The sequence below is a fragment of the Pseudoclavibacter helvolus genome, from assembly GCF_049707175.1.
In the GTDB taxonomy this organism is placed as follows: Bacteria; Actinomycetota; Actinomycetes; order Actinomycetales; family Microbacteriaceae; genus Pseudoclavibacter; species Pseudoclavibacter helvolus_A.
Window position 1 is genome coordinate 1 of the sequence record NZ_JBNAFM010000051.1, and the last position, 362, is coordinate 362.

Here is a 362-nt window from a genome sequence, read left to right on the forward strand (position 1 = left end):
TTCGTGCCGACGACCACGACCGTCTGCTCGGAGAGCGCCTGCATGATCTCGCCCGCGAGGCGTTTGCCCATGCGCGGCGCGAGCTTCACGAGTCGGTTTCCGAGACGCGCAGGTCCGAGCTTCGCGAGATCGGCCGGAGCGGGATGCCGCTGCAGGAGATCAACGACCGCTGGGTGATCGAGGTGTGGCCCCAGGACCCGTTCGAGCGCGGGATGGATTTGCGTGAGCAGACCGCGGATGCGGTTGCTGGTCGCGGTCACTTGTCCGGCGAGGTCGTCATCGAAGCCGCAGAGCATGCTCAGTTCCGCGACCTGTTCGTCCGCGAGCTGGATTGATCTGAGGGCGTGCGGGAGGGTCCGGGC

The 362-nt window shown here is 67.1% G+C and carries 1 protein-coding gene; it reads right to left on the reverse strand.

The genetic code is table 11. From position 1 onward, the window contains the following. The coding region (locus ACPYN9_RS17230; RefSeq protein ID WP_424468124.1) for an IS110 family transposase at positions 1-362 on the reverse strand (362 nt) is incomplete at both ends.